Source organism: Streptomyces sp. NPDC007896, from assembly GCF_042959425.1.
GTDB lineage: Bacteria > Actinomycetota > Actinomycetes > Streptomycetales > Streptomycetaceae > Streptomyces.
In genome coordinates, this window is the sequence record NZ_JBIBKX010000042.1 from 1 (window position 1) to 23,391 (window position 23,391).

General features: G+C 68.9%; 24 protein-coding genes and 1 pseudogene. 8 read left to right on the top strand and 17 right to left on the bottom strand.

Annotated features, from left to right (window positions below; translation table 11 throughout):
• Positions 1–285: 285 nt before the first annotated feature.
• On the bottom strand, positions 286–612 hold the full coding sequence (locus ACFZDJ_RS54420) for a transposase (RefSeq protein ID WP_391070688.1): 327 nt from the start codon (positions 610–612) through the stop codon (positions 286–288).
• A 286-nt stretch (positions 613–898) separates the two neighbouring features.
• Here ACFZDJ_RS54420 and ACFZDJ_RS54425 point away from each other — a divergent pair, with 286 nt between their 5' ends.
• Together ACFZDJ_RS54425 and ACFZDJ_RS54430 are read left to right on the top strand one after the other, a co-directional pair.
• Positions 899–1,681, top strand: a complete 783-nt coding sequence (locus ACFZDJ_RS54425; RefSeq protein WP_391070690.1) for a TIGR03084 family metal-binding protein — start codon at positions 899–901, stop codon at positions 1,679–1,681.
• Between the two features lie 12 nt (positions 1,682–1,693).
• Positions 1,694–2,173 carry a TetR family transcriptional regulator gene (locus ACFZDJ_RS54430; protein WP_391070691.1) on the top strand — a complete coding sequence of 160 codons (480 nt, stop codon included), beginning with the start codon at positions 1,694–1,696 and terminating at the stop codon, positions 2,171–2,173.
• A gap of 258 nt (positions 2,174–2,431) precedes the next feature.
• Here ACFZDJ_RS54430 and ACFZDJ_RS54435 read toward each other — a convergent pair whose 3' ends face one another.
• The 5 genes from ACFZDJ_RS54435 to ACFZDJ_RS54455 all read right to left on the bottom strand — a co-directional run bounded on the left by ACFZDJ_RS54435 (position 2,432) and on the right by ACFZDJ_RS54455 (position 7,070).
• The gene (locus ACFZDJ_RS54435) at positions 2,432–2,770 is read right to left on the bottom strand and encodes a zinc-binding dehydrogenase (protein WP_391070693.1); all 339 of its coding nucleotides are present in this window, start codon (positions 2,768–2,770) and stop codon (positions 2,432–2,434) included.
• A 529-nt stretch (positions 2,771–3,299) separates the two neighbouring features.
• Positions 3,300–3,983 carry a DUF169 domain-containing protein gene (locus ACFZDJ_RS54440; RefSeq protein ID WP_391070695.1) on the bottom strand — a complete coding sequence of 228 codons (684 nt, stop codon included), beginning with the start codon at positions 3,981–3,983 and terminating at the stop codon, positions 3,300–3,302.
• A gap of 11 nt (positions 3,984–3,994) precedes the next feature.
• Entirely contained in the window at positions 3,995–5,563 is a 1,569-nt protein-coding gene (locus ACFZDJ_RS54445; RefSeq protein ID WP_391070696.1) for a hypothetical protein, read from the bottom strand.
• A 14-nt stretch (positions 5,564–5,577) separates the two neighbouring features.
• Positions 5,578–6,195 (bottom strand): hypothetical protein, encoded by a 618-nt coding sequence (locus tag ACFZDJ_RS54450; protein ID WP_391070698.1) that lies wholly within the window; start codon positions 6,193–6,195, stop codon positions 5,578–5,580.
• On the bottom strand, positions 6,192–7,070 hold the full coding sequence (locus ACFZDJ_RS54455; RefSeq protein ID WP_391070699.1) for an alpha/beta fold hydrolase: 879 nt from the start codon (positions 7,068–7,070) through the stop codon (positions 6,192–6,194). Before ACFZDJ_RS54455 ends, ACFZDJ_RS54450 begins: the two co-directional genes overlap by 4 nt.
• A 538-nt stretch (positions 7,071–7,608) precedes the next feature.
• Here ACFZDJ_RS54455 and ACFZDJ_RS54460 point away from each other — a divergent pair.
• Together ACFZDJ_RS54460 and ACFZDJ_RS54465 are read left to right on the top strand one after the other, a co-directional pair.
• Entirely contained in the window at positions 7,609–8,295 is a 687-nt protein-coding gene (locus ACFZDJ_RS54460) for an SDR family oxidoreductase (RefSeq protein WP_390941587.1), read from the top strand.
• A gap of 411 nt (positions 8,296–8,706) precedes the next feature.
• The gene (locus ACFZDJ_RS54465) at positions 8,707–9,342 is read left to right on the top strand and encodes a redoxin domain-containing protein (protein ID WP_391070701.1); all 636 of its coding nucleotides are present in this window, start codon (positions 8,707–8,709) and stop codon (positions 9,340–9,342) included.
• A 282-nt stretch (positions 9,343–9,624) separates the two neighbouring features.
• Here the strand turns inward: ACFZDJ_RS54465 and ACFZDJ_RS54470 are convergent, their stop codons facing one another.
• From ACFZDJ_RS54470 to ACFZDJ_RS54500, 7 genes are all read right to left on the bottom strand, one after another.
• Complete coding sequence (locus tag ACFZDJ_RS54470; protein WP_391070703.1) at positions 9,625–9,897, bottom strand: DUF6980 family protein; 273 nt, start codon at positions 9,895–9,897, stop codon at positions 9,625–9,627.
• A 410-nt stretch (positions 9,898–10,307) separates the two neighbouring features.
• Positions 10,308–11,456 carry a hypothetical protein gene (locus ACFZDJ_RS54475; RefSeq protein WP_391070705.1) on the bottom strand — a complete coding sequence of 383 codons (1,149 nt, stop codon included), beginning with the start codon at positions 11,454–11,456 and terminating at the stop codon, positions 10,308–10,310.
• 55 nt (positions 11,457–11,511) lie between these two features.
• Positions 11,512–12,714, bottom strand: coding sequence for a malic enzyme-like NAD(P)-binding protein (locus ACFZDJ_RS54480; RefSeq protein WP_391070707.1), 1,203 nt, complete (start codon positions 12,712–12,714; stop codon positions 11,512–11,514).
• A gap of 370 nt (positions 12,715–13,084) precedes the next feature.
• Entirely contained in the window at positions 13,085–13,873 is a 789-nt protein-coding gene (locus ACFZDJ_RS54485) for an enoyl-CoA hydratase-related protein (RefSeq protein ID WP_391070709.1), read from the bottom strand.
• 32 nt (positions 13,874–13,905) lie between these two features.
• The gene (locus tag ACFZDJ_RS54490) at positions 13,906–14,799 is read right to left on the bottom strand and encodes an alpha/beta fold hydrolase (protein ID WP_391070711.1); all 894 of its coding nucleotides are present in this window, start codon (positions 14,797–14,799) and stop codon (positions 13,906–13,908) included.
• A 60-nt stretch (positions 14,800–14,859) separates the two neighbouring features.
• Complete coding sequence (locus ACFZDJ_RS54495) at positions 14,860–16,044, bottom strand: alpha/beta fold hydrolase (protein WP_391070713.1); 1,185 nt, start codon at positions 16,042–16,044, stop codon at positions 14,860–14,862.
• Between the two features lie 8 nt (positions 16,045–16,052).
• A complete protein-coding gene (locus ACFZDJ_RS54500) occupies positions 16,053–16,781 on the bottom strand; it encodes a flavin reductase (protein ID WP_390941603.1) in 729 nt (242 codons plus the stop codon).
• 280 nt (positions 16,782–17,061) lie between these two features.
• Between ACFZDJ_RS54500 and ACFZDJ_RS54505 the strand changes: the two genes are divergently transcribed.
• Both ACFZDJ_RS54505 and ACFZDJ_RS54510 read left to right on the top strand, forming a co-directional pair.
• Positions 17,062–17,640 (top strand): 2-dehydropantoate 2-reductase N-terminal domain-containing protein, encoded by a 579-nt coding sequence (locus ACFZDJ_RS54505; protein ID WP_391070714.1) that lies wholly within the window; start codon positions 17,062–17,064, stop codon positions 17,638–17,640.
• Positions 17,598–17,987: a ketopantoate reductase C-terminal domain-containing protein gene (locus ACFZDJ_RS54510; protein ID WP_391070716.1), complete on the top strand. Its 390-nt coding sequence runs from the start codon at positions 17,598–17,600 to the stop codon at positions 17,985–17,987. Before ACFZDJ_RS54505 ends, ACFZDJ_RS54510 begins: the two co-directional genes overlap by 43 nt.
• Before the next feature lie 416 nt (positions 17,988–18,403).
• Here ACFZDJ_RS54510 and ACFZDJ_RS54515 read toward each other — a convergent pair whose 3' ends face one another.
• Together ACFZDJ_RS54515 and ACFZDJ_RS54520 are read right to left on the bottom strand one after the other, a co-directional pair.
• On the bottom strand, positions 18,404–18,916 hold the full coding sequence (locus ACFZDJ_RS54515) for a DUF302 domain-containing protein (protein ID WP_390941609.1): 513 nt from the start codon (positions 18,914–18,916) through the stop codon (positions 18,404–18,406).
• A gap of 771 nt (positions 18,917–19,687) precedes the next feature.
• The gene (locus tag ACFZDJ_RS54520) at positions 19,688–20,545 is read right to left on the bottom strand and encodes an MBL fold metallo-hydrolase (RefSeq protein WP_391070717.1); all 858 of its coding nucleotides are present in this window, start codon (positions 20,543–20,545) and stop codon (positions 19,688–19,690) included.
• Positions 20,546–20,807: 262 nt separating this feature from the next.
• Between ACFZDJ_RS54520 and ACFZDJ_RS54525 the strand changes: the two genes are divergently transcribed.
• Together ACFZDJ_RS54525 and ACFZDJ_RS54530 are read left to right on the top strand one after the other, a co-directional pair.
• Complete coding sequence (locus tag ACFZDJ_RS54525; RefSeq protein ID WP_391070719.1) at positions 20,808–21,656, top strand: MBL fold metallo-hydrolase; 849 nt, start codon at positions 20,808–20,810, stop codon at positions 21,654–21,656.
• Positions 21,657–21,808: 152 nt separating this feature from the next.
• The gene (locus tag ACFZDJ_RS54530; protein WP_391070721.1) at positions 21,809–22,414 is read left to right on the top strand and encodes a CGNR zinc finger domain-containing protein; all 606 of its coding nucleotides are present in this window, start codon (positions 21,809–21,811) and stop codon (positions 22,412–22,414) included.
• A 116-nt stretch (positions 22,415–22,530) separates the two neighbouring features.
• On the opposite strand, the gene ACFZDJ_RS54535 is transcribed toward ACFZDJ_RS54530, so the two are convergent.
• Together ACFZDJ_RS54535 and ACFZDJ_RS54540 are read right to left on the bottom strand one after the other, a co-directional pair.
• Complete coding sequence (locus ACFZDJ_RS54535; protein ID WP_391070723.1) at positions 22,531–22,848, bottom strand: hypothetical protein; 318 nt, start codon at positions 22,846–22,848, stop codon at positions 22,531–22,533.
• Positions 22,849–23,189: 341 nt separating this feature from the next.
• Positions 23,190–23,391: pseudogene (locus ACFZDJ_RS54540) on the bottom strand (hypothetical protein); the annotation flags it as partial.

Genomic DNA, 23,391 nt, shown 5'->3' on the forward strand with positions numbered 1-23,391 from the left:
GGGAGCGCGGCTCGCCCACCCCAGCCCCCGAAAGTGCGCCACCACCCCGCTACCTGCCCGTATGCCCCGCTGACCGGCTTTTCAGACGCCCTCTAACGGAGTTGGCGTATCCGCCGTCGGCCCACACCAGGCTGACCGTGCGGCAGCCGCGAGCCGGGCCAGGACGGTGCGGCACCCCGCGCGGTCCTACACGGACGCGGAAGTGACCGCGACGACCAGCAGCAGGCCCATCGTGTCGACGATCACGTGCCTCTTCCGCCCTGTCGTTCGCTTCCCCGCATCGAATCAACTCGCCTCGCCGCCCTCGCTGGTCTTGATCGACTGGGCGTCGATCACGGCGGCCGACGGCTCAGGGTCGCGTCCGGCCCCGATCCGGAGCTGGCGGCGTAGCTCATCGTGGATGCGGTCCCAGCTGCCGTCCCGGCGCCACTTGGTGAACCAGCGGTGCGCCGCGTCCCAAGGCATCAGGTCGCGCGGGAGCATCCGCCACTGGCAGCCCGAGCGCAGTACGTAGAAGATCGAGTCGAGCACCAATCGGTCTCCGTACTTACGCACCCCGCCGCCTTTCCGCAGGTTACGCACGGGAAGGAGTGGCCGGATGACCTCCCACATCTCATCGGTCAGGCTGGACGGACAGCATGGACCGCTGACGGCCTCGGAGTTGTCACACTGGCACACACCACGTGATCATTCCGGGGCCGTCGCCGTGCCTGGAGAGCAGATCGCAACCGTCACTTGTCTCGCATAACCAGCCAGCCCGACACGCTTTGCGCCGCCGTCGAGGAAGCACGGTGGTCCCGTGGTGCCTCGGGCCCCACCACCGAGTGGGCAGACTCCGGCGACATCGGAGTCTGCCCGCACATTTCGTCTCCGCCGTTGGTCAGGAAGGAGTGGCACCATGGCGCACATGTTGAACTACAACCTCGCCGTCCCCGATGTAGATGACGCCGGTGTCCTGTCCGCGCTGGTGGCTGAGGGCGACGAGCTCGACGTCCTGGTCAGGGCAGTGGACGACTGGTCCATACCGACACCGGCACCGGGCTGGACGGTCGCCCACCAGATAGCCCACCTCGCGTGGGCGGACGCGAACGCACTCAGCGCCTTACGCACTCCGGACGCGTTCGGCGCCGAGCTCAGGCGGGCGGAAGCCGAAGGCAGCGGGTACGCAGACAAGGCCGCCGCCGCGGGAGCGGCCAAACCGCGGTCGGTACTCCTGGACGAGTGGCGGGCCGGTCGAGCGGAACTGGCGGCGGCACTGCGCGACACGCCATGGGACCACGCATACCCCTGGTACATGTCGAAGGTGACCCCGGCCCTGATGGCGCCCCTTCGTCTGATGGAAACCTGGGCACACGGGCAGGACGTCTTCGATGCTGTGGGCGTGGCGCACCGCCCGACGGATCGACTGCAGCACGTGGCGTCGCTGGGGGTGTTGGGACGGGCGCTGTCCTTCGCCGCCGTCGGACTGCCTGAGCCGGCGGACCCCTTCCGCGTCGAGCTGACAGCACCTGACGGACGGACCTGGGTGTGGGGCCCCGAGGCTGCCGCGCAACGGGTACAGGGCGGCGCTATCGACTTCTGCCTGTGTGTCACCCGGCGTCGCCCCTGGTCCGAGACCAACATGACGGCGACCGGCAAGGACGCTCAGAAGTGGCTGGAGGTGGCGCGCGTCTTCCTCTGAAAGCGTGTCGGGGTGCCTGGTCATGCGAGTGTCGCCGAGATCATGCAGGAGGCGGGGCTGACCCACGGCGGCTTCTACAAGCACTTCGCCTCCCGTGAGGACCTGATCGCCCAGGCCGCGACGGCCGCCCTGAGCGAGGGCTCGGCGCAGATCGAGGACCTCGCGGGGATGAGTGAGGAGGACCGGCGCACCGGCCTCATCGACACCTACCTCTCCAGGGAGCATCGCGATTCCCCCGGCACCGGCTGCGCCCTGGTCACCCTCGGCGCTGCCGCCGGGCGAGGCGACGATTCCCTCAAGGAGGCGTACGAGAAGCGGGTGCGCGGCTATCTCACCCGATTCGGCGGCGACGGCTCCGAGGAGTCCCGCGCCGAGGCCATGCTCACCCTCAGCGCCCTCGTCGGCGCCACCCTCCTCGCCAGGGCCGTCGCCGACCCCGCGCTCTCCGACGAGTTGCTGGAGACGGTGGCTCGGCAACTCGAGCAGCGGTAGCCGCCGCCTTCCTCAACCGCAGTGCGCCGCGCCCCTCACATGTTCGTGCGAGAGACCTGCGCCGGTGCCCCGGGTTGGGTTCGAGCGCATCGGATCACCGCGCGGTCGGACGGTGTCCTCCACCGGCTTCGGTCCGGGAGCCTTCTACGGCCGGGGCGGCAGCAACGGCTCAATCAGGTCCCGCAGTTGGTCATCCACGATCCACGGCCGGTTCCCCACACCTCAGGAACGGCGCGGGGATAGGATCTGCTACTGCTTTCACGGAACAAGGTATACCTTGCCTTTTCTGCCCGTCTGCTCTGCTTGAGTAACGGCATCATGGATCTCTTCGAGCGAGTACTTACGCCCGGGAGAGGTCTTGAGGATTCCCTCGCGCATAAGCTCAATAATGTCCTGACCCAACTGCTTTCGCTCTGAGTCATTGAGTCTAAGCAACCAGTAGCCGAGCCAAAAAACTTCCAAAATGCGGCGTCCTGCCAGGACATACCGCGGATCCTCGCCTATGCGGATCGGCTCTCCCGTGAGTGAGCCGTAGACCAGCATGCGACCATCCTCATGTAGCGCCTTGAAAATCTGGGTTCCGGTTTCCCCTATCACAGGGGATACGAACCCTTACCTGCCCTGCCTCAGGTTCAGGAACAGGCACTTCTTCCACACGAAGAACCGACGTCGGCTCCCATATTGAGCGAAGCGGATTGCCCTCATGCTTTGATTCTCCCGTTCGTGTCAGCCATCCCGTACGCACCCACAGTCTCCACGTCCTTCGGTCCCACGAAGGTGCTGTGGGTGGTCGACAGCGTGAGTTCGAAGTCGTCAGTGAAGGCGGATGTGAAGTCGTCCGCGGGAGCGGGTGAGGATCGCCATTCACTGCTCGCCGGGCTGAGAGTCCATGGTGATTGTCCTATCCCCTCGGGTGCGATAGTCCGGAAGGTTCGATCCCGAAGTGCTCACCGCAGCGTTGCGTAGCGTGTCGGGTCTGCCATCCCACGCCGCCCCCAACGTGCGCGTCGACTGGGAGGGCCAGGGACTCGAAAGCTGACGATGTCACCGAAACTGCAGTACCCGGTCGCGCTGACGAGGCCGAGCGGTACCGTCCCGGAGGCGGACCAACCGTGGGCGGGGCCGGTCAGTCGAGCGTGGCGAAGCGCCGGCGGTCGGCGGCGGCGTAGCTGGCGGCAGTCTGGTCGGCGGCAACGGCCTGCCGCAGGCGGTCGATGACCGCGGGCAGGCTCGCGGCGGGCAGCGCGCAGGTCATCTCCTGCGCGGGAAGGCCGGTACGGGCGCGGCTGACCGCGCATCCAGGGCTGACCGAGATCCGGCCGTCGTAGGCCAGCGGAATGATCTGGCATTGTGGCTTGGTGGCGAGCCGCAGGTCCGGGCACGCGCCCTGGAGTGTCATGAGCGAGGAAGGCGAGAGCCGGACGAGTACGACGTCCGGGCTGGTCGCGGCCGTGAGCGGTTCGTAGCGGATCGACGCCGGCCGGAAGGGCAGGCGTGCGACGAGGTCGAAGTCCGCTGGGGTGATCCATCCACTGCTGATCAGGGCGGCGCTGTCCACTCCGGACGCGGCGGTGGCCATGTCGATCAGACCGTGTGTGTAGCTTCCCGCGCTGCAGTTGGCGTGGTCCGCGGCACGCGTGTGGAGGGATTGCCGCTGGGCTGGTTCCCAGAAGCAGCAGCCTGCGGGCTGGGCGGGGAGACTCCTGTCGCTGGAGGTGGCGGGCTGTGTGCCGAAGGTGATCGCGACTGGCGGGTGTGCGAGGCCGAGCAGTTCGATGAGCGGGGCTGCCCACGCGGATGCGGACGTCATGGAGGCACCTTTCATGTGCGGGGACTGCTTTGCTGGGAGCTGCCACTCGGGAAGGCGACCCGGATCTGATGGTCATCGATGTCGAGGTCGAGCCGGATGGAATCGCCACTGGTGACGTGCCAGCCGGCCGAGTCCTGGTTGTCGACGGTGACCGAAACCTCAGCGGGACTGGGCAGCTGATCGATGGTGAAACTGGTGGGTTTTCCTCGCTGAGAGGGTGCTGGGGCCGCGGTCTCGATGTTGAGGACGCGTTGGGCCATGTCGTTCTGGGCGCGCCGGATGCTGATGTTGGGGTAGTCGACGCCGCGGAGTTGCGGTTCTGACGCCGAAGCGAGCAGGGGTTCGTTGAAGATCCGCCACCACGCTCCCGGGCTGCCGCACTCGGCGAGCATCAGGGTGGCGTTGACCTGCCCGCGGGGCCAGGTGGAGTCGTAGCCGAACCAGAATCCGAATCGGTCGTTCTCCTCGCCGAAGAACCGGGGCTGGTATGTGCTCTCGATGTAGTCCCGGAGGCGATCCTCGGTGGCGGTGTCCTTCACCTCATGTGCCATCCACATGGCCGTGCTGACGTGGTTGGGGTCGGCCCGGAGCCTGCTCAGCGGGAGATTCGGGTCGGACCAGCCGAGTCGCCGCATCGCCAGCTCGTAGATCCGCAGAGAGAACTCGCGGTCCTGCGGGTACATGTACAGCAGGCAGGGAAACACCCCGTGGGCCACGGAGGGTCCGGGCAGCGAGTGGAGGCGTTGCTCCACCGGGTCGTAGTAGAGCGCGAAGGTGCGCAGCTCGCCGGAGCGGGTCAGGCTCATGTAGTGCCGGCGGAGGTAGTCGAACCAGCGCGGGACCGGCTCACTCAGGGTGGTTCCGAGCTGCGCGTCGTAGAGTTTGAGCCCGAGTCCGGTGGCGCTGACGCAGAACGGCCAGATCTTGGTGTTCTCGCAGTGCGGCCCCTGCGGGCGGCTGCGGAACTGGGCGGAGATGAATTCCGCGATCCGCGCGTGAGTCCACGTGAACTGGCGGCTCTGGTAACCGGTGATCTCGATCGGTTGATGCTCAGTGGCCTCTCCCGAGACATAGCGGCGTATGCCGAGGACCAGGTTCAGCCAGCCCCGGTAGAAGACGTTCCCGTCGGCGCCGACCGGGTCGGGCTGCAGTCCCCATGGTTCGATCCCGTTTCCGGTCCACCCCGGTACCGGGTAGCGGCCGCGCAGCGGTTCGGGGATGAATGCCTGCCACGCGGGGGGATATCGGTCCGCACCGGGATCGGGACCGATCAGCGTGCACCAGTCGACCGCGCCCCAGAACGAGGTGTAGCGGCGGACGAGTTCGTCCGAGATGCGGGTGTAGACCTCCCGCCATGCCGGGGTTGCCTCGAGCATGACCGGGAGGACGTAAGCCATGTTGTGCACGTCGAACCGGGGGAACGAGCACATGGGCGGCGCGGTGTAGCGGTCCCACCACGGGAGAGGTTCGCCCTGGTCGCTCCAGTCGTCCGGGGTAGTCGCCTTGTCCCATATGAACCGCAGCCAGCCCAGAGAGCGGTCGTTCAACGCGGGAGCGGGCGTTGCCTCCTGAGGTGTCATGGCGCGGGCGCTCATCATGGCTCCCGCAGCGGTTCCCCATTGGTCCCGCGGACGATCCACAGCTTGGCCCGCGCGTTCCAGGCTCCAGTCCACTGTGGATCCAGTTGCCGTACGGCCGGCTCGATGATGATCTTCTCGACACCGTTCGCTGCCGGGTCGTGCGCCACGTACGCGCCCGGGAGGGCCCGCCGGGAACGACCGGCCCCGCCGATGGGCACCACTTTCCGGAGCAGACCGCGGAACCACATCAGGAGCAGATGGTTGCCCTCGACGCGGACGGTTCCCTCGATGCGATCACGCATGATGGCGTCGATCGCATCGCGCGACAACAGGTCACGAAGCGCGTGACCGCTGCCGGGGAAGCGGACCGCGAAGTCGGGCGCTGCGGCCCTGCCCGCCGAGGTGGAGACGCGGCGCCGCTGACCGTCGAAGTCCCAGTGCCGTGCGGGACCGTCGTCGGCGGAGAACTCCACTGTGAGACTACGCGTGATCTGGGACCGGAGCGCTGCGCTGAACCGCGCCGCCAGCACCAGCCCGTGCCCGAGCCACCACAGCAGCACCCGCAGCCCGGCGGTCGCCGCCGCGTGCGACGCTCGCCGCTGCCTGTGCACCTGGCTGGTCATGTCCATCATGGGGCCTTTTCCTCGCCGGCACCGGACAGGAAACTGTGGACCAGTGCGGCGAATTCCTCGGGCCACTGCCAGAGGAAGCCGTGTCCGGAGTCGGGGTAGATCCTGACGCGTGCGTTGGGCAGGTGCTTGGCCAATAGCCAGGAGTTCGGCGTCGGGATCATGATGTCGTTGTCACCGTTGGCGACCAGAACCGGCTGGGTGATCCCAGCCAGCCGGTCCAACTGGGACGGGTCGGGGATGCCCCATTCGGTGATGGCGTCCATCTGGGCGTCGCGGGCCTGCAGACCGGCGGGCTTGTCCCGGTCCTCGGTACGTGAGGCGCGCCGCTCCAGGAACTCCCGGCCCTTTTGCTGGCTGGTCGGGGTGACTTCGAAGAACAGGGACAGCAGATCCTCGGGATGATTGTCGGCGACATTGGCGAGGGCCTGGACGTCGTTGATCCAGCCATGCATCAGCACGCCGCTGCGCGGCCCGGTGCCGGCCAGCACGAGCCGGCGGACGAGCTGGGGACGGATCAGGGTGAGTTCCTGGGCGACCATCCCGCCGATGGAGAACCCGAACAGGTCGATCCTGGACAGCCCGAGTGCCTCGATGAAGGTGATGGCGTCGCGGGCCATCCCGGTGATGGTGGGCGGCACTGTCCCGGATGACAGGCCGACACCGGCGTTGTCGACCGGGATGACCTCGCGGTGGGCGGCGAGGGCGCCGAGCAGCAGGGGGTCCCAGTTGTCCAGGTTGCCGCGGAAGTGCTGCAGCATCACCAGCGGAGGCACGCCGGGGGAGGGAGTGCCGAACCGCCGGTAGGCGTAGGTGATCCCGTTGGAACCCTCGACGAACTGGTTCGGAGCGGTCAACGCGATGTCGCTGGTCGACATGATCAATCAACTCTTCCGTCTCGGTCGCTTCTGGATCCAAGCTCACCCCGTACGGGCAACCAGACAGGCCGGCAGGGCCGGGCAACCACAGCTCGCAGCCAGCTAACGCCACCGCCCCCACCAGGTGACTCGGACCAGATGACCGGACGTGGCCGTCCTGGCCGCGTCGTGCCCGAACGTGGGTGGGGTGAGACCTCGTACGGCCTTTCCTCGCGCGGGCTAGCCTCTCGCTTCAGCGAGCGGGGATTGCTGACATCGCCCTGAGTCAGTGCACAAATCGACCCTACGGCGCAGCCCGTCACGTTGCATCCTGAGCTGCTCGATGTAGATGCAGGACCCGGGGTATGTCATGGTGCCCGCGGGGCGCCCGTCGCATAGGCTGACAAGGGACCCTGATTACCGTCCAACCAGGCGCTGTGTCCAGCCGCGATCGTGCAGCAGCTCCCTCGCAATGAGCGCCACAGGTCGGTCCGGACGCGCAATCACCCTTATCGACCTGCCTACCCGAAGAAGGCGTGCAGGTGGCAAAGGAAGCACCATGGACATCAAGGGTTCGGTTGCCCTGGTAACGGGAGCCAACCGCGGAATCGGGCGCGCATTCGTTCACGCACTAATCGAACATGGAGCAGCCAAGGTCTACGCCGGCGCCCGGGACCCGGCAACCGTGACCGGCGCGGATCTCATCCCACTGCGCCTGGACGTCACCAACCCCGAGGACGTTGCCGCTGCCGCGGCGAGCGCAGATGACGTGACCATCGTCATCAACAATGCGGGTACCGCAAGCGGTGACACCGGCCTCCTGGAGGGTTCCTTCGACGGCGCACGCCTGGCCATGGAAGTCAACTACTTCGGTACGTGGGCCGTCTGCAGGGCCTTCGCCCCGATCCTGCAGCGCCACGGCGGCGGCGCGCTGGTCAACATGCTCTCCATGACCTCCTGGACCGGGCGGCCCGACTTCCCCGGATACGCAGCCTCCAAGGCAGCCCAGTGGTCACTCACCGACTCCCTGCGCCAAGGCCTGCGGGAGCAGGGAACCCTGGTGGTGGGTGTCCACGCAGGTTTCGTCGACACCGACCTCAGTGCCCAAATCGACGAACCCAAGATCACCGCGGCCGAGGTGGCAGAGCAGACCATGCAAGCGATTGCCGCCGGCCATGCCGAAGTCCTCGCTGACGAGCCCACCAGGCAGCTCAAAGCTGCCCTCTCCCAATCCCCTCAGCACTGAGCTTGCCTCTGCCCACTCGATTGGGGTGAGGCAGCCGCCGAAGACCGCGCCGTCGGCGTGGGCGGTGGACCGGTCCGGACATGCCGGGGTACCGATCTCCTCTTCGCCTGTCTCCCACTGAAATTGACTGGACGGGTACGCGCTGCCGCGCTCCGAATGCGCTGTGCCGGCGAGCGGGCGGGAGCCGGCCGCGTCCCACGGCAAACCGCAGAGCGTCGATGAGAAGGGTGACGCAGCTGTGGTCGGCCGTCGCGTGGCCGGCGACCTCGCCGGTGGCCAGGTCCCGCCGGCAGACGAGGCGGAGTCAGCCGTCGCCCGTCGGTGTGGAAGTCGCGGCCGGTCAAGTCCGGGGCCCCAGCCTCGCCTTCTTGTCCGGCCGCGTCAGCGAGTGCCGCCTGCGGCGGTGGGACAATGGCGCTGCAACTTGGAGACGTCGCCCCCGACTTCACCGCTCCGACGGCAGACGGGGAGATCCGCTTCTACGACTGGCTGGGTGACAGCTGGGGGGTTCTCTTCTACCACCCTGCGGACTTCACACCTGTCTGCACGACGGAGCTGGGCGCCGTTGCCGCGCTCGCCCAGGAGTTCGCGCGGCGGAACACGAGGGTGGCGGCGGTGTCCGTGGACAGCGCCGACGACCACAGGGCGTGGGCGGCGGACATTGCTGAGACGCAGGGCCACAGCGTCGAGTTTCCGATGATCGCGGATGTGGACCGCGCGGTTTCTGAGCTGTACGGGATGATTCACCCCAACGCCTCGGACACCTCGACGGTGCGTTCCGTGTTTGTAATCGGCCCGGACAAGCGGATCAAGCTGACGCTCACCTATCCGGCCAGCACGGGCCGGAACTTCGCCGAGATCCTTCGCGTCATCGACTCGCTCCAGCTCACGGCGGAGTACAAGGTCGCTACGCCTGCTGACTGGCGCGACGGTGAGGATGTCATCATCACGCCGGCGGTCGGCGATGCCGAAGCCGCCGAACGCTTCCCCGGGTACCGCACGCTCAAGCCGTACCTGCGCTGTACCGTGGCCCCGAGTCGCGCCTGAGCGGCAGCCACGGCCCGGTCACCGGGCCCGTGATGACCACGCTTCCGAGGTGCGGTCCCGACCAAGAGGGCCGCACCTTGGACGAGCGGCGTGGGGGTGCGCGTGCTTCCCGCGCTGCCAGGGCTCCCTCGGAGTGCGGCAACTCGAGTTCCCCACCCGACAGCCGGCTCGGGACTCAGCCCGCCAGCGTGTCGAGCGGCCGGTGACAGATGGAAAGTGCCTAGAGGTGCTGTTGATCCGTCATTCCTGAGGAAGCGAGGCCAGCCAGCGACCGTCCTGGAACTAGGCAGGGACCTCGTCCTTCCCCGGATCGATCCGGCGGCGTTCCAGTTCGTCGAACCACCGGTCCCGTTGCGACTCGGGGAGAAGTCGGCCGCACGAGGGGCAGAACTCGATGGTGATGCTCGATGTGCCGCCGTCATGGATGATCAGGCCGTACTCCTGGAACTTGGCGCTGAATTTGATCAGCACGTCCGGGCAGGCGAAGGGGTCGTCGTGCTGGTCGCAGGGCACGTTGACGCGGCTGCTCATCGCCTCGCAGCAGTGGTTGGCCATGACCTCGGTTCTTCGTTCATCGGAGCTCTGGCCAGAAATAGATGACGGTCTGTGATGTTCGTCGCGTGACGCGTGGGACCAGGCCCGCAACCGCAGAAGCGTGGCTCCCGCGAGCGAGTGGCTGTGCCCAGCACTGAAAGCCTCACTGAAAGCGTTCGTCCAACCCAACACGACCCGCTCAAGCCCTATCTGGCACGGATACCCCCGGTGACCCTCGCCGAAGAAGAGAAACGGCATCGCGAGGATGCTCACGACACCAAAGCGGCACCTGCCTGCCGGACGGGATCACCGGGGGCGCGTGGGTCGATCCGCCCGGCCTCAGTAGCTTCGCTGTCGGCCCGCACAGCGACGTCCGCGCTGGTGGTGCCGTGGCGTCCTCCTGGTAGCTGTCCATCGGTCGGCCGTCGCAGTCAGACGGAACTTTCAGTGATTGCGTCGGGCGATTTCTGCGGCACGGTGAACGTCGGGCGCCCTGTCGTGCCGTCGGTTGCGGCCCTGTGCGGTGTGGAGCGGTCATCGGCGGACAGGTGCGGGGCCGGGGCGGTCTGGGGCTGGGGCGGTGCGGGGGCGGCCGGGCGTTGTTCGGTGGTGCGGAAGGCCAGCAGGACCGCGGAACCCGCGGCCCACAGGATAAGTGTCGCCAGCGGGGCGAGGACGTGGGAGCTCTGGAAGTAGCTGAGGTCGGCTATGGCGCGGACGGCGGCGCCGGGGGGCAGCAGTGCCGACACGGTCCGGGCTCCGCTGGGCATCAGGTCGGCACCGACGGTCGCGCCGCTGGTGGAGTTGCCGACGGTCAGCAGCAGCAGGGTGGCGAGGGGGATACCGAGGGAGCCGACATAGGTGGCCAGCATTTTCGTGGTGAAGGCTGCGGCGGCGGCCAGCAGGGCCAGGACGAAGGCGAGGGGCAGATACGGTGCGGGGACGGCGCCGAGGATGGGGCCGGCGATGGCGGCCGCGACAAGGCCCGACGCCGCGGCAAAGACGGCCATCAGGGTGAAACGGTGCCGCAGGTGGAGCAGGCTGCTGAGTCCCACGACGCTCTGGGCGAGGGCGAAGCCGGAGAGGGTCACCCCGAAGGAGACGTAGAAACCGGCCAAGCCCCGGGCGTCATACCGGTCGAGCGGCACGATGTCGGAGACGCTGAGGTGCTGGTCGGCGCCGTGTGCGTAGGCCGTGACGAGTTTGGTGACCGCGGTGGTCGTGGACAGGCCGTTCGCGCTCGCGACGTCGAGTTTGAGGTCTTTGCCGTGAGGGCCGGTGCCGAGCACGGCCACGATGTCGCGGTGGCGCAGCGCATCGAGTGCCTCGGTGGTGGAGTCGGCGCGCCGGACGTCGATCGAGTCGCCCAGGGCCTGCTGGACCTTGTTCGCCAGCTGCGGTCCCGTGACCGCCACGGGGATCCGGTGGGGCTGGGGGTCGCGCATGAGTCCGACGTAGCAGCTGACGAACGCCGAGACGACGACCAGGCCGATCAGGAACGGCTGCAGCCAGATGCGGATGGGACGGCGGCGCCTGTGATGCGGGGGGTGGGGCTGGGGATGCACTCCGGGTTTCTCCATGACTGGTGGTGGATCGACGACAGTGGGACCGTTCGCGGTGACACCGCTGAGTGGCTCACCGCCGGGTCACCCCGTCGAGCCGGGCGGCGGTGGCGACGGCCTCGGCGACCGCGGGGGCCACTCGCGGGTCGAAGGGGGAGGGGATGATGTGGTCGGGGCGCAGTTCGTCGGCGACCACGGAGGCGAGGGCATCGGCAGCGGCGAGTTTCATACCGGGGGTGATGCGGCCGGCGCGGACGCGGAGGGCTCCGGCGAAGATGCCGGGGAACGCGAGGACGTTGTTGATCTGGTTGGGGTGGTCGCTGCGGCCGGTGGCCACGACGGCCGCGTAGTTGCGGGCGATGTCGGGGTGGATTTCCGGGGTGGGGTTGGCCATGGCGAAGACGAACGCTCCCTTGGCCATGGCGGCGACGGCGGTTTCGGGGACCGTGCCGCCGGAGACACCGATGAAGACGTCGGCGCCGGCGAGGGCGTCCTGCAGGGTGCCGGCGAGTCCGGCCCGGTTGGTGGTGACCGCGAGGTCGCGCTTGACGTCGGTCAGGTCGGTACGGCCGCGGTGGATGATGCCGGCCCGGTCCGCGACGGCGATGTCCCCGATGCCCGCCTCTATGAGGATCTTGGCGATGGCGACGCCGGCCGCGCCGGCGCCGGAGATGACCGCGCGCAGGTCGGCGAGGTCGCGGCCGGTGAGCCGGGCGGCGTTGCGCAGGGCGGCCAGGGTGACGATGGCCGTGCCGTGCTGGTCGTCGTGGAAGACGGGGATGTCGAGGCGTTCCTGGAGCCTGCGTTCGATCTCGAAGCACCGGGGGGCGGAGATGTCCTCGAGGTTGATGCCGCCGAAGGAGGGGGCGAGGCGGGCCACCGTCTCTACGATCTCGTCCACGTCGGTGGTGGCCAGTGCGACGGGGACCGCGTCCACGGCGCCGAACCGCTTGAACAGGACCGCTTTGCCTTCCATGACTGGCAGCGAGGCCTGCGGCCCGATGTTGCCCAGGCCGAGCACGGCGGAGCCGTCGGTGACGACCGCGACGGTGTGGGAGACCCAGGTGTAGTCGTGGACGAGTTCGGGCTGCTCGGCGATCGCGGTGCACACCTCGGCGACGCCGGGGGTGTAGGCCAGGGACAGGTCGTCGCTGTCGCGCAGCGGCACGGTCGACGTGATCGCCATCTTGCCGCGGCGGTGCAGCGCGAAGACCGGCTCGCTGTCCCGGCCGACGGCTTCGCGGTGCTCGGCTGACGTGGCGCTTTCTGCGTTCATGACTGCTGTTCCTTCGTGCGCGTCGCGCCTGCCTGCCCTGGGCAGGCAAACGCGAGGGCTGCGGTGGAGGTCCGTTCCCCCGGGCTGGTGCCGTACGGGACGGGCAGGCGCCCGCGGCGGCGGGCCGGCGCCGTGCACTGTCGTGCCGGCGCCGAGTGCCGTGGTGCCGGGGGCCTTGCGGCCGCCACGGCCCGGCCCGGGCCGTGGCGGCCGCACTGCCGGGCCACGGTGCCGGTCATGGGGGCCCGGTCACGGTGTGTGCCGTGCAACGGACATTCGTCATTCATCGGCGGGTGCCGGCCGGGGGGCGTGGTGCCTGGGAGAGGGGTCCTGCGGTTTTCTGTGGTGGTGGGGGTGGGCCCGGGGACGGTCAGTGGCCCTGGAAGTCGACGGCGGGCCGGGGCTGCTTTGCCTTGAAGGCCTTGACGGCGGAGGCGAGGCCCTTGTTGACGTCGTCGGTTTCGAACAGCGGCATGGCGATGTCGAACATCGCCTCGTCCGCGGCGGAGACGCCTCCGACGGCCCAGGCGCGCAGCAGGGCCTTGTGTGCGGCGTAGGCGCGGGTGGGTCCCTTGGCCACCTTGCGAGCGAAGGCGGTGGCCTCGGCCAGCAGGGTGTCGTCGGCGACGACCCGGTTGACGACACCGGCGTCGGCCATGACCCTGGCGGGCACCTGCTCGGAGGTGAGTGCCCATTCCGCGGCGCGTGCCCGGCCCGCACGCTCGGCGACCCGGTAGATCCCGCCGAGCAGGGTGACGATGCCCAGGGTCTGCTCGGGGTGGCCGAAGCGGGCCGTCTCGCCGGCGAAGATCACGTCGGCGCGGAGCGCGAGTTCCAGACCGCCGCCGAAGCACAGCCCGTGGACGGCGGCGACCACCGGCAGCGGGAGCCGCTCGAGCTGGTTGAAGACCTGCATGTAACGCTCGAAGAGGGCCCGCAGTTCACGTACGTCCGCATCCGGCCAGTCGACGATGTCGCCGCCGAAGCTGAAGTCCGGGCCCTCGGCGCGCACCAGTACCGCGCGGGCGTCGCTGTGGCCGATCGCCTCCAGCGCTTCGGCGAGGTCGGTGGCCATCTGCGGGTCGATGCGGTTCTGCGGCGGGTTGGTCAGGACCAGCGTGGCGAGGCCATCGTCGATGGAGTAGGTCAGATGGGGCATGGTTCGTCCTTGCAGTCTGTCGGGGGCGCTCGTCAGGAGAGGTGCCGGCGGAACCAGTCGAGGGCGCCGGTGCTCGCCTGGTCGAACTCGGTGGTGTACGGGTCGAAGTGGCCGCCGGGGATCAACTGCAGCCGCTTGGGCTCCAGGGCCTGCTCGAAGGCCGCGAGCCCCGTGTCGGTGAGGGTCACGGTGTCGTTCGCGGCGACCACCATGAGCAGCGGCGTGGGGGAGACCCGAGTGACCCAGGTCCCGGGCTCGTACATGCGGGCCAGCCGGTTGGAGCGGACCGTGACCTCGTTGCTCCACACGCCCTCCGGTACGGGCTGGAGGTAGAAGTCGATGGCTTCCTGCGTGCGGTAGGAGGCGGGCACGGCCGGGTCGTCGCCGACGACGGCCTGGGTGCGGGGGGCCTCGCCGCGGGCCTGCGCGCGCTCGTCCTCGTCGAAGGCCGCCTCCAGCTTCGTGACCGCTTCCGGCGCGATGCGGCGCCGCCCCTGCTCGAAGCCGCTGATGGTCGGCACCTGGGAGACCACGGCGCGCAGTCGGCGGTCGGTGGCGCCCAGCACGATCGCGTGGCCGCCGGCATAGCTGGTGCCCCACAGGCCGATCCGGCCGGCGTCGACCTCGGGCCGGCTCTCCAGGTAGGAGATGGCGCGGCGCCAGTCGGCGATCTGCCGCCAGGGGTCGATGTCCTGCCGGGGAAGGCCGTCGCTGGCGCCGAAGTTGCGGTGGTCGTGCAGCAGGACGACGAAGCCCGCCTCGGCGAAGGCCCGCGCGAAGGGCTCCAGGCCGTGGTCCCTGACCCCGGCGTAGCCGTGGGCCATGGTGATCGCCGGGTGGGGGCCGGGACCGTCCGGCAGGAAGAGCCAGCCGCGCAGCGTGACCCCGCCGTCGGCGTCGAATGCGACATCCTTGCGCTGGACCATTGAACAACCTCCTCGGTGCGACCGGGGCCGGGCCCTGGCCGGAATGGCGGAAACGGGGGCTCAGCCCCGGTGGAAGTACTCGGCGTCGAGCACGCCGTTCAGCCTGCGGCCCAGTTCGGCGGAGAACCGGTGGACGACGCCGAGCGGCCGGTGATGGATGGCGGCCCGGACGATCTGCCCGTCCGCGTTCTTCGTCAGGATCGTCACGCCGTCGATCTGCGTGCCGCCGAACGCAGTGGCCCGCCACTCCAGGTAGGAGCGCTCCCCGCTGACGGTCTCCTGGGTGAAGACGAGCGAGTCGTAGATCGTGCTCGCCGCTGCCATCACGTTCTTGACCTGGTCGCGGCCCTCGACCGTGCGGGTGAGGGCGCTCGCCTCCAGCGTCACGTCCGCGGCGAAAGCGTCGCTGAACGCGTTGGCCGACTTCTCCTCGAAGGCGTTGGTCCAGGCCGACACCTGCACGGCGGGCAGCGCGCGGGCCAGGAAGTGGTCGAGGTGGCCCGCGACGCGGGCCGGCTGCTCCAGGTGGGCCCAGTGCCCGGCCTGGCCGACCGCCACCGTCTCGGGCGCGGCGAACCGCGGCGCGACCCCCTGGGCGACCGACTCGTCGGTGACGAAGCCGTCGTCCTCGCCGCGCACGATGAGCACGGGCCCGGCGTACCGGCTGGGCTGCTCGCCCGCCGGGTGCCCGTTGTTCCAGCAGTCGGCGGCCTCCCGCACGGTCTCGGGACGCATCCGCGTGCCGCTCACCACCAGCCGGTCGAGGTCCGCCTCCGCCAGCGCGGCCGACAGCTGCGTCCTGACCGCGCGCTGCGCGTCGCCGTCACCGCCCAGGGAACGGAAGGTGTCCATCACCTCGTCGGGCTGCCGGGTGCCGGCCAGCGGGACCGGGGTGACCAGGACCAGACCGAGAGCCCGGTCGGGGCGCTGTGCGGCCACCAGCTCGGCCACCGCCGATCCCAGGCTCTGCCCGACGATCACGAAGGGCTTGCCGAGGGTGTCGGCCGCGGCGCCCACCTCGTCGGCGAATCGGTCGTAGGTGAACGGCCCGCTCGCCTGCGTGCGGTCCCCGCTCCCGGCCAGGTCGAGGGTGACGCATTCGATGCCAGGGGTGGTGAGTTCGCCGATCAGGCCGTCCCAGACGTACTGGTCGTCCAGGAAGCCGTGGACGAACACCACAGCGAAGTCTCCCTCGCCCTGCCGCCGGAACCGCACATCGCTCGTTCCGATCCGCTCTGTCCTCATCGCCGTGCTCACTTTCCGGGGGCGACCCTGACTTCGCCCGAGGGGGACCATTCCTTGGTGTTGATCGGGGACCAGTCGGCGGGCCGTCCGTCCAGGCGCTGCATCCGCCGGTCGTGCCGGGCTTCGAGCAGGTCCTTGTCCAGGGGGGTGGTGAAGACGTTCTCGACCAGCGTGTACTCGGCGGCCAGGCGTCCCACGGCCGGGAGGGCGGCGGTGTCGATCCGGCCCCGCTCCAGGTAGAGGTCGTCCCGGACGTGGAAGCGCACCACCCGGCCCCACACCACGTGGTCGACCATGTCGTCCCCGACGGGGATGATCCGGTCGACGACGCACTCGAAGGAGATCGGCGCGTCCTTGACCCGGGGTGCGCGCACGACCTCGGACGGCTCCTTGCCCAGGTCGAGCGCCTCGAACTCGTCCACGTCCGGCTCGAACCCGTAGGCCGAACCGTGCATGGCGTCGGCCTGCGGCAGCGTCACCAGGTTGGTGACGAACTCGCCGGTGTCACGGATGTTGATGAAGGTGTCCTTCAGCGTGACGCCGTCCGCCTGCGGCTGCAGGGTGATCGAGACCATGGGCGGCTTCCTGCCGACGGCGGTGAAGAAGGAGATGGGCGCGAGATTGGCCACGCCCTCGGTCGACACCGTGCTGACCCAGGCCACGGCGCGCGGAATGATGCTTCCGATCAGCAGTTTGTACGCGTGGGCGGCGTCGAGTTCTGCAGCGTCAATGATCATCGTCAGACCTCCATCGGTGGGAACGCGGCATGGGAACAGCGCTGCACGCCGTACGACCACTGCCGGGAGAGCGGCTCATGGGTGGCGCCGGAGAGAGGGGGCGCTGCATCTCGAGCTCCCGTTTGAAATAAGCGTATGGCTTTTGACTATGTTGCGCAAGTGGGACATTACGGCACCCTCCCTCACGATGGGGGCCTGTCGGAACATAGCTGTATCGTGCTTGCCTCTGGCGAAAGTGCTGCGGCGCCCGCTGTGGCGACGCCCAGAGAGGAGTTGGCCGATGAGAATCCTGGTGGTGGGCGCCGGCGCGACGGGCGGATACTTCGGGGGCCGGCTCGCGCGGGCAGGCCGGGACGTGACCTTCCTGGTGCGGGCCGGGCGCGCGCAGCTTCTGGAGCGGCGCGGGCTGCGGATCACCGGCCTGGACGAGGAGACCGTCCTGCGTCCCCGCGTGATTCGGGCCGGGGACATCGACGCCCCCTACGACGTCGTCCTGCTGGCGGTCAAGGCCACCGGGCTTGAGCGGGCCGTCGACGACATGGCGGCCGCGGTCGGTCCGCACTCCCTCGTCGTCCCCGTCCTCAACGGGGTCCGGCACGTCGACGTCCTGGCCGCACGCTTCGGCGACCAGGCCGTCCTGGGCGGCGTGTCGAAGGTGGCGACCACCCTCGACGCCCAAGGGGACATCGTCCGCCCCTGCAGGACCTGCGCTACGGAGCTCGCCGCAACACCGCCCCGGCGCGGCTGGACGAGGTGCACCGCGTGCTCAGCGGTGCCGGGTTCACGACAGGCCTGTCCGGCGACATCGACGCGGAGATGTGGGCCAAGTGGGTTTTCATCGCCGCTCTCGGCGCGGTGACCTGCCTCATGCGCGGCTCGGTCGGCGAGATCGCGGCCGTTCCCGGCGGGACGGCGTTCGCCCGGCAAGTGGTCGACGAGTGCGCCTCCGTCGCCGCCGCGGCCGGCTACCCCGTGCCCGCACCGGCCCTGCAGCAGACGCTGGCGACCGTGACCGAGGCGGGCTCGCCGCTCACCTCGTCCCTGTACCGCGATGTGACGGGCAACCGCAGCGCCGAGACCGAGCACATCTACGGAGACCTGGTCCTGCGCGCCCACCGGCTCGGTCTCACCGTTCCACTGCTCGATCTGGTCACCATGCACCTGCGCCTGCACCAAAACCGCATCGAGGGCGCCCGCCTCGCCTGACCTAGGGCGAGTGCTTCCGGAACCCGTGGAGCGGCCCGCCGCGGTGCGGCGATCCCGCCAGCGGGCGGGGTCACGCCGGGAGCGGAGGCCGGGTTTCCGGAACACGTTCCGCCGCGCCACCGGGTAGAACCATGGGCAAGACAGGCTTGTACGGGAAGTTCCGAGCGCAGCAGGGCAGCGCGACGCCCTGGCCGAGATCCTGCTCGAAGCCGCGAAGCTCATGACAGACGCACCAGGCTGCGCGCTGTGCGCCGTAAACACCGCCGTCGGCGACGAGGACGTCATGTGGGGCACCGTGAGCTGGCGCAGCACAACCGACCTTGAGAACCGCGTACACCCCGGTGCCGAGGGGGAGACGGGCCGTCAACAACTGCTGGGCCCCATCGCGCTCGCGGCATGTCGACCGTCCGGAACTGTCACAGGGCCAGTTGCGAGGGCACCTCGCCGCCGAGCAGGGTGACCAGCCGGGCGAGGTGGGCGTCGAGTTCGCGGCCGACGTCGGTGATGCGCGGGTCACCGTAGCTGGCGAACAGCAGGCTCGGCTGGTCGATGGCCAGTTTCGTGTCGCCGTCGAGGTCGCTGTACAGGAGGGTCCGCAGGGGGGCGTGGAGCATGACCGATGGGTCGTGGCGGTACATGCGTTCGGCGATGGTGTGGTTGCCCATGAGGTACTGGGTGGCCTTCCAGCAGGACGCCGATCCGGTCATCACAGCGGTGATGTCGCTGCGGTAATAGCGCATGAAGCCGTGCGGAGCGTTGATCTCGGCCAGTTCGAGCGTGGCCCGCCAGGAGGTCATGTCGTAGAAGCGGCCGAGATCGGCCTCGGGGACGAGGGTTTCGTAGTGCTCGCGGGCCGCGTCGTAGGGAGTGGGGAGCCCCACGACAAGCCGCCGGGCGGCGTGGTCGATGACGCCGGTACGCGTGGTCATCTGAAATTCCTCCGAGAAAAGGCAATCGGGCTTCTGCAAAGCGGGGCGGGGAAATTCGAACGCCGCCTTCCACGTCTCGCGGTCCGCAGCCCGCCGCATGGCCTGCCGCGGACACGGCATCATCGTCGCGCGCTGGGTGCCCTTCACCCCGGACGCCCCGCAGTCGGAGCGAACGTGTCTGGTCCGCACGGGACCAGGCGGTGCACAGGACCAGAAATAATCCCCTTGCGCAGGGGGCATCAGCTGCATGCCGCGGCGGAAGGCGGCGGCCCGGCAGGACGCCTCGGTCGGCGACGCCTGCCTATAACGTGCTGGGCGGCGCTCTTTTGGCAGCTCCTGCCCCGGTCGCGGGTGGCCGGTACCCCCCTCAGGATGGCTGCCAGCTGGCAGGGGCGCGACCCGGCCGGGCGGGGCGGGCCCGGTGCCCGCGCGCGGTCCATGGCCTCAGATGGCCGCGACCGGGCGGTAGTTCGGCTGCCACATCGCCGCGCGATGGGGAGCAGCGGCACGGCCCCCTCTCCTGAAGCTGCCGTGACGGGTCATCGACCTTCGACTTCCTGGCCTGGTCGACCACCCGGATTCCGTTGCGTGAAGATACTCGGGTGACCGGCGACGTCTCCATCGCGGCGAGCTTCCTAGACGAGCTGAATCTTGATCTGCCCGACGGAGCGCGGCGAGGCGTACGCGCTGTTTCCAGGGGTCCGGACGGCTGCAAGGTGCTGGCACCGTTCGTGTCAGCCGCTGCACTGTCGCCACCACGGCTTCTCCTGGTCACTTTCCCAGTAGCCCGACCGCTCCGTACCACACCGGACCCGGGTTGAGGAGATCCGGGTAGAGCCCTGTCATCCGGTCGAAGAACTCGCGGGCAGTCGGGTTTTCGTCGAGCAGCCGGATGGCGTCCAACAGGTACTGCCGGGTTCTGTTGAGAATGGCGGGATCGTCCGGTAGATCTTTGTTCTTGTGGCCGGCCACAACCGTGCGCGGCTCGAGCGCGGCGACGCGATCGATGGCCGCAAGCCATTTCTGCAGGCCGCCGTTGCCGCCTTCGAGGATGTACTGGTGCACCCCGTTGTAGGCGACGTCGCCGGCCACTATGAGGCCGATGGACGGTACGTGCAGGACGGACGTCTCGTCGGTGTCCGTGTGCCCGACCTCGACGGCCTGGATGAGGTTGCGCTCCAGCTGGAAGCCGTCGGCGGGAATGGGCTGGGCCAGAACCGGGCTGTCGGGAATCAGGCCGGGGAAGCGCTTGTCCCACATCTGTTCGCGGCCGTCGGTGGCCTGCTGGTGCATGACCTCGATGGTGCCGCGGGTCGCGTAGACGGTGACGCCGGGGAAGCGCTTCACGAGTTCCGCGGTGCCGAACCAGTGATCGCCGTGCCCGTGGGTGGAGTAGATGTGGGTCAGGCGCCTGCCGGACCGCTCGACCCAGTCACCGACCTGTTCGGTCTGTTCACGGGTGAAAGGCGGATCGACCAGGACGGCGTCCTCTTCCCCGAAGATCAGCGTCGAGGTCAGCGGCGAGGAAACGAGCCGGTCACCGTCCGGCAGGCGTTCCTCGCCGGTCCGGGGTGTGCCGTCTGAAACGAAGGTCTCGTACTCCAGAGAGCTGGGCGCGGATGCGGTCATGATGACTCCTCCCTGAGGGGCGACGTGCGGCCCGCGCGGTCGTCTGGTCACCTACCTGCTGCGGCGGACCGCTTGCGCAACGGAATTCAATGCCTACACAACGACGACCATACGACATAATCATACGTGTATTGACTCTGTCGCTGAGTCGAGTTACTTTCGGCTGGAGAAGTACGACAGGCCAGGCAGCATTCACAGGTATCGACATGGCTGATCGGTTACAGCTCTCTCGTGGCTGCCTCTGAGTCCCAAGGAAGCGATCATGCCCGGAGCGCAACTGAGCTGGAGTGTCCACGTGGCGCCGTCGATCCCCACTGAGATCGCGGACCTGCCACCCGACGTGCCCCGGCGCATGTGGTCGCCCATCACGGCCACACTGATCACAGGCGAGCGCGACGCGGTGCTGGTCGACGCGCTGATGACCGCCGAGCAGGCCGACCGGCTGGCCGACTGGGTTGCGGCGAGCGGCATGAACCTCACCACGGTCTTCGTGACCCACGGGCACGGTGACCACTGGTTCGGGCTGGGCACCCTTCTCGAACGCTTCCCGGAGGCGCGCGCGGTGGCGACGCCGGCGGTGGTGGAGCAGATGAAGAAGCAGATGGCGCCGGAGTTCGTCGCGTCGTTCTGGGACAAGCGCTTCCCCGGCCAGATCCCGGACAGGCTCGTGGCCGCGGAGCCGCTGGCCGGAGATCGGCTGGAGCTGGAGGGCCGCGACCTCGTCGTCGTGGGACTCGGGCACACGGACACCGATGACACCACCTGTCTGCACGTGCCGTCGATCGGCCTGGTCGTGGCCGGAGACGCCGTCTACAACGATGTTCACCTCTACCTCGCGGAATCGCCTGCCGAGGGCCGCCGAGCCTGGCTGGACGCGCTCGACACCATCGCCGCATTGGAGCCGGAAGCGGTGGTCGCGGGACACAAGAACCCCGATCGTCCGGACGACCCGAGGACAATCGCGGAGACCCGGCGCTACATCCACGACTTCGAGGCGGTCGCAGAGCGGACCACGACCACTCTCGACCTCTATCGCGGCATGTTGGAACTGCATCCTGGCCGAGTCAACGAGGGTGCACTATGGGGCTCGGCGAGGTCCGCCAAGGGCTGACCGGCCGGGCCTGCATGGGCGAACCCATCGGGCCCTGCGCGGAACTTCGGGAAGCCGGCACTCGTCATTCGGAGAGTTACACTTTCAGACGTAATAAGTAAATAGGCTATGGGCATGTTGCTGTAGCTGCCGTCACCGAAAGAGATCCGCGAATGTCCTGGACTGCGACAGCCCGATACGGCCTGGAGCCCGCCACGGGCGGGCTGGCCTTCGTGCAGGACCTGCTCAACACACTGTCCGCCGGCAAGCCCCGGGAGCCCGACCTTCTGCAGACCGCTGAGGGCGCCCGTGCTTGGCTTGACCAGGCATTGAAGAGCTGGAGTGGTGTGACCCACCGGCCCGCACCCGGCATCGAACTGACAGCCGAGGACGTGCAGGGCCTGCGCGACTTCCGTCATGACCTGGGTCAGAGCCTCCACGCCCAGCTCGGTGACTCGGCGACGGAGCCCGGCCCGGCGGCTTCACTGATGACCTTGCCCACCGCACTGCGGCTCGACGAGCACGGGGCCATCCACGCCGAGCCCCGAGGCACGGGATGGCGGCAGGCGGCGTCACTCGCCCTCATCGAGGTCTACCAGGCGCAGTGCACCGACACCCTGCGCCGCCTGAAGTCGTGCCGAAACACGCGCTGCCTGGTTGCCTTCTACGACCGCTCGCGCAACAACAGCGGCGTCTGGCACGACGTCCACGTCTGCGGCAACGCGGCCAACCTGCGCAACTATCGTGCGCGTAAGCGGGCCGGCGCCGACCAGGTCTGACAGTCGGTCCTCCGGCGCAGTCCTCGCCGTTGTGCCTCGCTTGTCGGCACCTGAGCCGCCTGCCGCAGCAGAGCAGCCTTGGGTGCGGGCTTCGGCGGCAGCGCGTTCGGTGTCGGTCAGGGGTGCAGGGCCGGGGCGCATGTCGGCAGGGTGCCTTTTCCGAAGGCGAGCTGGGCTTGGGCGGGCGAGTCGAAGGTGTCGGTGACTTGCCGCGGGTGGTCCTCGCCGTGGGGGTAAATGGACTTGCCGTTGCCGCTGAGGTTAGGTGCCGACCGCGACGGTGGTGTTTGCCCGTCCTCGGCGTGGGCGTGGATGAGGAGCTGGCCGTGGCGGATCTCGTCGTGGATCTTCTGGGCCTCGTTGGAGACCTCGCGGATCTCGCTGTGGGTGCACCAGGGCATTGGGTGGTTGGCCCAGGTCCATTCCTCGTCCATGGCTTCCCGGAGTCGAGGGGGGGGGTCTCGACGGCTATCCCCTCGGCGGCCAGGTGCTTGGCTGCGTCCTCGGCCCAGTAGGGCTCCTCGTGGTCGATGCGGACCAGGACCAGGACCAGGGCGTTCTCGGCGACGACGGTCCAGTCGGCCGCCTCCAGGCCCAGGTGGGCGATGCGGGCCTGGGAGCCCGTCAGGACGGCAATGACGGCGCTGTGATGAGTGGGGTGGGTTTCGAGGCGGACGTCAGCGTCGAGTGGCAGTGCGGTGGTCACGTTGCGGACTCGTCTCCTGTGCCGGTGGCCGCGCCATTGTGTCCGGCCACCGGCGTATGCGGGGTGCTATCAGGTTGCGCGTGCGGCGCGTGCGGCGCGTGCGGCCGTGGTGGTCGGCGGGCCGGCGCGGGTGGTGGGCGCGGGGCGCGGTCGCTGTGGCGGGACCGGTCCGGTGGCGTGCTGCCAGCGGGTGCGGATGGCGCCGATGTCGGCGAGGTGTCGGGGGACAATGTTCTGTTCCCCCGGGGGGGGCTGGGGCCGGCGCCGCCCC

Bases quoted from the DNA above. Each gene is read 5' to 3' on its own strand.
- ACFZDJ_RS54535 (WP_391070723.1), bottom strand. From the start codon at position 22,848: ATGGACGAGGAATGGACCTGGGCCAACCACCCAATGCCCTGGTGCACC.
- ACFZDJ_RS54420 (WP_391070688.1), bottom strand. From the start codon at position 612: ATGTGGGAGGTCATCCGGCCACTCCTTCCCGTGCGTAACCTGCGGAAA.
- ACFZDJ_RS54460 (WP_390941587.1), top strand. From the start codon at position 7,609: ATGGACATCAAGGGTTCGGTTGCCCTGGTAACGGGAGCCAACCGCGGA.
- ACFZDJ_RS54440 (WP_391070695.1), bottom strand. From the start codon at position 3,983: ATGACGTCCGCATCCGCGTGGGCAGCCCCGCTCATCGAACTGCTCGGC.
- ACFZDJ_RS54425 (WP_391070690.1), top strand. From the start codon at position 899: ATGGCGCACATGTTGAACTACAACCTCGCCGTCCCCGATGTAGATGAC.
- ACFZDJ_RS54530 (WP_391070721.1), top strand. From the start codon at position 21,809: ATGTCCTGGACTGCGACAGCCCGATACGGCCTGGAGCCCGCCACGGGC.
- ACFZDJ_RS54480 (WP_391070707.1), bottom strand. From the start codon at position 12,714: ATGAACGCAGAAAGCGCCACGTCAGCCGAGCACCGCGAAGCCGTCGGC.
- ACFZDJ_RS54485 (WP_391070709.1), bottom strand. From the start codon at position 13,873: ATGCCCCATCTGACCTACTCCATCGACGATGGCCTCGCCACGCTGGTC.
- ACFZDJ_RS54490 (WP_391070711.1), bottom strand. From the start codon at position 14,799: ATGGTCCAGCGCAAGGATGTCGCATTCGACGCCGACGGCGGGGTCACG.
- ACFZDJ_RS54445 (WP_391070696.1), bottom strand. From the start codon at position 5,563: ATGACACCTCAGGAGGCAACGCCCGCTCCCGCGTTGAACGACCGCTCT.
- ACFZDJ_RS54455 (WP_391070699.1), bottom strand. From the start codon at position 7,070: ATGTCGACCAGCGACATCGCGTTGACCGCTCCGAACCAGTTCGTCGAG.
- ACFZDJ_RS54505 (WP_391070714.1), top strand. From the start codon at position 17,062: ATGAGAATCCTGGTGGTGGGCGCCGGCGCGACGGGCGGATACTTCGGG.
- ACFZDJ_RS54515 (WP_390941609.1), bottom strand. From the start codon at position 18,916: ATGACCACGCGTACCGGCGTCATCGACCACGCCGCCCGGCGGCTTGTC.
- ACFZDJ_RS54475 (WP_391070705.1), bottom strand. From the start codon at position 11,456: ATGGAGAAACCCGGAGTGCATCCCCAGCCCCACCCCCCGCATCACAGG.
- ACFZDJ_RS54465 (WP_391070701.1), top strand. From the start codon at position 8,707: ATGGCGCTGCAACTTGGAGACGTCGCCCCCGACTTCACCGCTCCGACG.
- ACFZDJ_RS54525 (WP_391070719.1), top strand. From the start codon at position 20,808: ATGCCCGGAGCGCAACTGAGCTGGAGTGTCCACGTGGCGCCGTCGATC.
- ACFZDJ_RS54495 (WP_391070713.1), bottom strand. From the start codon at position 16,044: ATGAGGACAGAGCGGATCGGAACGAGCGATGTGCGGTTCCGGCGGCAG.
- ACFZDJ_RS54510 (WP_391070716.1), top strand. From the start codon at position 17,598: ATGTGGGCCAAGTGGGTTTTCATCGCCGCTCTCGGCGCGGTGACCTGC.
- ACFZDJ_RS54520 (WP_391070717.1), bottom strand. From the start codon at position 20,545: ATGACCGCATCCGCGCCCAGCTCTCTGGAGTACGAGACCTTCGTTTCA.
- ACFZDJ_RS54500 (WP_390941603.1), bottom strand. From the start codon at position 16,781: ATGATCATTGACGCTGCAGAACTCGACGCCGCCCACGCGTACAAACTG.
- ACFZDJ_RS54450 (WP_391070698.1), bottom strand. From the start codon at position 6,195: ATGATGGACATGACCAGCCAGGTGCACAGGCAGCGGCGAGCGTCGCAC.
- ACFZDJ_RS54470 (WP_391070703.1), bottom strand. From the start codon at position 9,897: ATGGCCAACCACTGCTGCGAGGCGATGAGCAGCCGCGTCAACGTGCCC.